1 protein-coding gene is annotated in these 486 nt (G+C 52.9%); it reads left to right on the top strand.

Going from position 1 to position 486, the window contains the following annotated elements; genetic code table 11:
- On the top strand, window positions 1-444 hold a 444-nt coding region (locus AB4Z23_RS28345), incomplete at its 5' end, for a HipA domain-containing protein (RefSeq protein ID WP_441361289.1).
- Window positions 445-486: the final 42 nt, after the last annotated feature.

Below are 486 nucleotides of genomic sequence, written 5' to 3'. Positions count from 1 at the left end.
AGTGTGAACTATGAGCAACTTCACAAGCTGACCCATATGATGACCCGCGACGCTGCGGAAGTCCTCAAGATGTTTCGAAATATGGTGTTCAATGTCTATGCCAGAAATCGCGACGACCATGCTAAAAACCATGCATTTCTTATGGACGGGAATGGTAGGTGGTCTCTGGCACCCGCATACGATCTTACGTTTTCGTCCGGGCCAGGCGGTGAGCACATCGCTGCAATAGCCGGGGAAGGTAGAACCCCCGGCATGTCTCACCTTTTGGCGGTCTCCAAAGCGGCTTCGATCCCGGATCAATATGCCAAGGAGGTTATAGAGCAGATTCGAGAGGCCGTAGATCGGTGGCCCCAGTTTGCGGAAGAAGTTCGGCTATCCAGATCCCGTACTGCTGAACTCGACAAATTCCTGAATGGTAATCGGCTGGCTGATCGGCAATTTTAGTGGCCCTTGGCGGCGCTCATCGGTTTAGGTGAACGTCAAGCC

The sequence above is a fragment of the Agrobacterium sp. MCAB5 genome, from assembly GCF_052114365.1.
Lineage (GTDB): Bacteria > Pseudomonadota > Alphaproteobacteria > Rhizobiales > Rhizobiaceae > Agrobacterium > Agrobacterium tumefaciens.
The sequence above is the reverse complement of the archived record's forward strand: the minus strand, read 5'-3'. Positions and strand labels throughout refer to the sequence as shown.